The following is a 4,683-nucleotide window of genomic DNA, read 5'->3' as shown; positions in this document are numbered from 1 at the left end:
CCCCCGCTGCGCCCGAGCGGGCACCGGCGCTGGCGCCGCACGCGGCGCGCATCGTCGACGGCGCGCTGGACGGATCCGAGCCCGCGGGTGTCCGCCAGTACCTGGAGCTGATGGCCGAAGGAGGGTGGCGCGCCCCGGATCTCCTGCTGCCGGGGCTGCTGTCGCTCGGCCAGCGAGATGCCGGGCTCCGCGGCCCGATCGCCGTTGTTCTGGGCGAGCGTGGGCGGTGGCTCGCCGGCCTGCACCCGAACGGGCGGTGGGTGGGGCGCACCCAGCTCGCCGGATGGCCGACCGCGAGCACCCTCGAGCGGCGCACGCTGCTACAGGAGCTGAGGCAGCGCGACCCGGCTGCCGCCATTGCACTGCTGCGCGGGCCGGCGGACGGTCCCACCTTCGCCGCCTTCGACACGGCCAGTGCCGCGGAGCGCCTCGCCTTCTGCGAGGCGCTGCGGGTCGGTCTCGGCCCCTGGGACGTCGACCTGCTCGACCATGCCCTGGATGACCGGCGCGCCGACATCCGCCAGGCCGTGGTCGAGATCGCTCTGCTACTGCCCGGTTCCGGCCTGCAGGCACGTGCCGAGGCGCGCACCGAGGGAATGATCACGAGGCGGCGCGGCCGGTTGAGTGGGCGCCACCAGATCGAGATCGTCCTGCCGGCCACCTGCAGCGACGAAATGCGCCGGGACGGCATCAGCGACACGGTTTCGGCCAGCTCGAACCTCAGTACGGCGATGGCGGGCGAGGTCATGTTCGAGGCCGAACTCGCCCGCGTCGATCCGAGCGTGTGGACGCGCCGCACCGGGCTGACCCCCGAGGAGTTCCTTGGTGCCGAGGCCCACCTGCCCGGGGCGACCCGTCCGGTGAACCGGCTGATCACATCCGGGCTGCTGCCCGCGGTCCTGCGCCACGGCGATCCCGGCTGGGCCGCGGCGGTCCTCCCCCGCGTCGGGCGGGTGGATCAGGGGCGGCTCATCGCGTGCCTGGCCGAGCCCGCCCGCACGCAGGCTCTCACCCAGACGCTGTCCGCCCTGAGGCTCGACTCCTACCACCCGGAGGGGTCAGCCGCCCAGGACCGGGACGGGCGGTGGCGGGATACACCGGTCCAGCGGATCACGACGCTGTTGACCGCGGTTCCCGGCCCATGGTCCGAGCCGTTCTCCCGGGCGGTGTGGACCGCGCTCACCGCCCTGTCGGCCAGGGGCTACTCCGACGACTACCTCCTGCGTGGGCTCCTCGGCCCCATGGCCTGGGCGCTGCATCCCGACACCGATCTCGGCGATCCCGACCCGGATCGGCCGAGATACGTGGATCTCGACGGACGCACCCGGCTGAGCACCATCCTCGGTGCCCGACGGCGGCTGCGCGCGGCGCTGGCCAACCCACCCCCCGCCGACACCGGGCCGGCCGGCCCGGTGTCTCTCCCTCAGGAAGGCCCCTCATGACCCTGGCGCCCCCGGCGACCAGCACCGCCGCGCCCGACGCCGGTCCCACCACGGACACTGCGCCGCTGCTGCGTCCGCACGCCGAACAGGCGTATGCCGGCGAGCTCGCCGCGCTCGCCGCCGCCGACACCAGGGCGCGACCGCCGTCCTGGCGGCTGTCGCCGTGGGCGGTCGTCACCTACCTGCTCGGCGGCGTGCTCGACGACGGGACGGTCATCTCCCCGAAGTACATCGGCTCCCGGCGCCTCGTCGAGGTTGCGGTCGCCACCCTCGCCACCGACCGGGCGCTGCTGCTACTCGGCAGCCCCGGCACCGCCAAGACCTGGCTGTCCGAGCACCTCGCCGCGGCGGTCAGCGGCGACTCGACCCTCGTCGTGCAGGGCACCGCCGGCACCTCCGAGGACGCCGTCCGCTACGGCTGGAACTACGCCCGTCTGATCGCCGAGGGGCCCTCCCTCGACGCGCTGGTGCCCTCACCGGTGATGCGCGCGATGACCCGCGGGTCGATCGCCCGGGTCGAGGAGCTCACCCGGATGGGCGCCGAGGTGCAGGACGCGCTCATCACCGTGCTGTCGGAGAAGACCCTGCCCGTTCCCGAGCTGGCCAGCGAGGTGCAGGCCGTCGCCGGGTTCGCCGTGATCGCCACCGCCAACGACCGTGACCGCGGCGTCAACGAGATGTCCTCGGCGCTGCGCCGCCGGTTCAACACCGTCGTGCTGCCGCTGCCCGCCAGTGAGGACGCCGAGGTGGAGATCGTCACCAAACGGGTCGCCGACCTCGGCCGGTCGTTGGCGCTGCCGGACGAACCGCCGGCCGCGAGCGAGGTGCGCCGCGTCGTGCAGATCTTCCGGGAGCTGCGCGCCGGCGTCACCAGCGACGGGCGCACCACGCTGAAGACCCCGACCGCCACCCTGTCCACCGCCGAGGCGATCAGCGTGATCACTGGTGGAATGACGCTGGCCACCCACTTCGGCGACGGCCGGCTGCGGGCCGAGGACGTCGCCGCCGGGCTCACCGGCGCGGTGATCAAGGATCCCTCGGCGGACTCCGTGGCCTGGCGCGAGTACCTCGAAGGCGTGGTCCGGGACCGGCCGGGCTGGTCGGACCTGTACCGGGCCTGCCGTGATCTGAACGACGACACAAGCATCTCCGGCGGCGCCTGATGCCCGTCACCGTCCTGGGCATACGCCACCACGGCCCCGGTTCGGCGCGGGCGGTGCGGGCAGCGCTCGCCGAACTCGATCCGGACCTCATCCTCGTCGAGGGGCCACCCGAAGGGGACAGCGCGCTGACCCACGTCGGCGCGCTCACCCCGCCCGTGGCGCTGGCCGCCTACGCCGTCGACGAGCCGCGCGACGCCGCCTTCTGGCCCTTCGCCGCGTTCTCCCCCGAGTGGCAGGCCCTCCTGCACGGCCGGGCGGCGGGCGTGCCCACCCGGTTCATCGACCTGCCCTTCGGTCACGACCTGGCGCTGCGCCGGCGCGACGCCGACGCCGAGGCCGGCCCCGGCGATGACACAGCGAAGCCAGCCGACGGGACGCTCCCGGAGCTGGCGGCCGACCCGCTCGGCTGGCTGGCGTTCGCCGCCGGCCACGACGACCCGGAACGATTCTGGGAGGACCTCGTCGAGCACCGCCGGCCGACGAGCACGCCGGCCGGCGGCGCGGTCGGCGGTTCCCCGGCGCTGGAGCTGTTCGCCGCCGTGGCCGAGTCCATGGCGGCGCTGCGCGATCCCGACCACCAGCCCGATCAGCAGCAGCCCGCCGCACGCCGGGCCGATCCCCAGCAGGCCGGTTCGGACCCGCCGTGCGGGGCGCACGCTCGACGCGAGGAACTACGGGAGGCGCACATGCGCCTGGAGATCCGCGCGGCCAGCACCGGCGCCGATGCCGCGCAGCGGGTCGCCGTGCTCTGCGGTGCATGGCACGTCCCGGCGCTGACCGGCCGGACGGGCCGGATCACCGTCGCGGCAGACCGTGAGCTGCTGCGCGGCGTCCGGCCGGTGCGCACCGCCACCACGTGGGTGCCGTGGACGCACGCGCTGCTGAGCGCCGACTCCGGCTACGGCGCCGGCGTCACGTCACCAGGCTGGTACCACCACCTGTGGACCGCGCCCGACCACGTCGGCGCTCGCTGGGTCGCCCGCGTCGCGGCGCTTCTGCGCGCCGCCGACCTGCCCGCCTCGACGGCCTCGGTGGTGGAGACCGTGCGGCTGGCCGAGGCCCTCGCCGCGGTGCGCGAGCGAGCCGTGCCAGGGCTCACCGAGCTGACCGACGCGGTGCTGGCCGGGCTCTGCGCCGGTGACCCGGTGCCGCTGGCCGTCGTGCGCGAACAGCTCGTCGTCGGTGACGTCGTCGGCGCCGTCGGCCCCGACGTGCCCACCGTGCCGCTGGCCGCCGATGTGGCCCGCGCGCAGAAGAGGCTGCGGCTCGCGCCCACCCCGGTGGCGAAGCCGCTGCGCCTGGACCTTCGCCGCGAGCTCGACCGGGAGCGCAGCGCCCTGCTGCACCGGCTGCGCCTGCTCGACGTCGACTGGGGCATCCCCACCGCGACCAGCAGCACCGGCACGTTCGCCGAGGGCTGGACGCTCGCCTGGAAGCCGACGTTCGCGCTGGCGCTCGTCGCGGCCGCCAGGCACGGCGCGACCGTCGAGGACGCCGCGGGCGACATCGTCGCCGGGCGCACCCGTGCGGCGCCCGACCTGGCCGCCATCACCCGGCTGTTCGAGCAGGTGGTCCTCGCGGACCTGCCCGCCGCGCTCGAGGCGGTGCGCGCGGGGCTGGAACAGCGCGCGGCCACGACCGGCGACGTCGCCCACCTGATGCTGGCGCTGGCGCCGCTGGCCCGGATCCACCGTTACGGCGACGTGCGCGGCACCGACACCGGCCTGGTCGTCGGGCTGACGACGAGCCTGATGACCCGCATCTGTGCCGGATTGCCGCCGGCCTGCGCGAGCCTCGACGATGACGCCGCGGACACCATGGTCGCCGCCGTCGACACCGCGGACACCGCCTTCGGGCTCGTCGCCGACCCCGAACACGTCGCCCGATGGCACGCGGCGGTGAGTGTCGCCGCCGCCATGGCCGGCGGTAACCCGCTGATTGCCGGGCGTTGCACCCGCATCCTGTCCGACGCGGGCTCGCTCACGCCCACGCAGGTGGCGACCAGGCTGGCGCGGGCACTGTCCGCGGCCGGCGGCGCCCCCGCGGACGCCGCGCGCTGGCTCGAGGGCTTCCTCGGC

General features: G+C 75.2%; 3 protein-coding genes. All 3 read left to right on the top strand.

The genetic code is table 11. The features are described 5' to 3' along the window. A partial coding sequence (locus ND748_RS25575; protein ID WP_251748624.1) for a DUF5691 domain-containing protein occupies positions 1-1,442 on the top strand: 1,442 nt, incomplete at its 5' end. After that, positions 1,439-2,605 (top strand): AAA family ATPase, encoded by a 1,167-nt coding sequence (locus tag ND748_RS25570; protein ID WP_251748622.1) that lies wholly within the window; start codon positions 1,439-1,441, stop codon positions 2,603-2,605. The genes ND748_RS25575 and ND748_RS25570, both read left to right, overlap by 4 nt. Next, positions 2,605-4,683 (top strand): DUF5682 family protein (locus ND748_RS25565; protein ID WP_251748620.1); only part of this gene is annotated, 2,079 nt, incomplete at its 3' end. The genes ND748_RS25570 and ND748_RS25565, both read left to right, overlap by 1 nt.

It is taken from the genome of Frankia sp. AiPs1, assembly GCF_023716945.1.
Taxonomy (GTDB): domain Bacteria; phylum Actinomycetota; class Actinomycetes; order Frankiales; family Frankiaceae; genus Frankia.
The sequence above is the reverse complement of the archived record's forward strand: the minus strand, read 5'-3'. Positions and strand labels throughout refer to the sequence as shown.

What these genes read in the sequence shown, in the direction of transcription:
- ND748_RS25570 (WP_251748622.1), top strand. Translation starts at nt 1,439, where the DNA reads ATGACCCTGGCGCCCCCGGCGACCAGCACCGCCGCGCCCGACGCCGGT.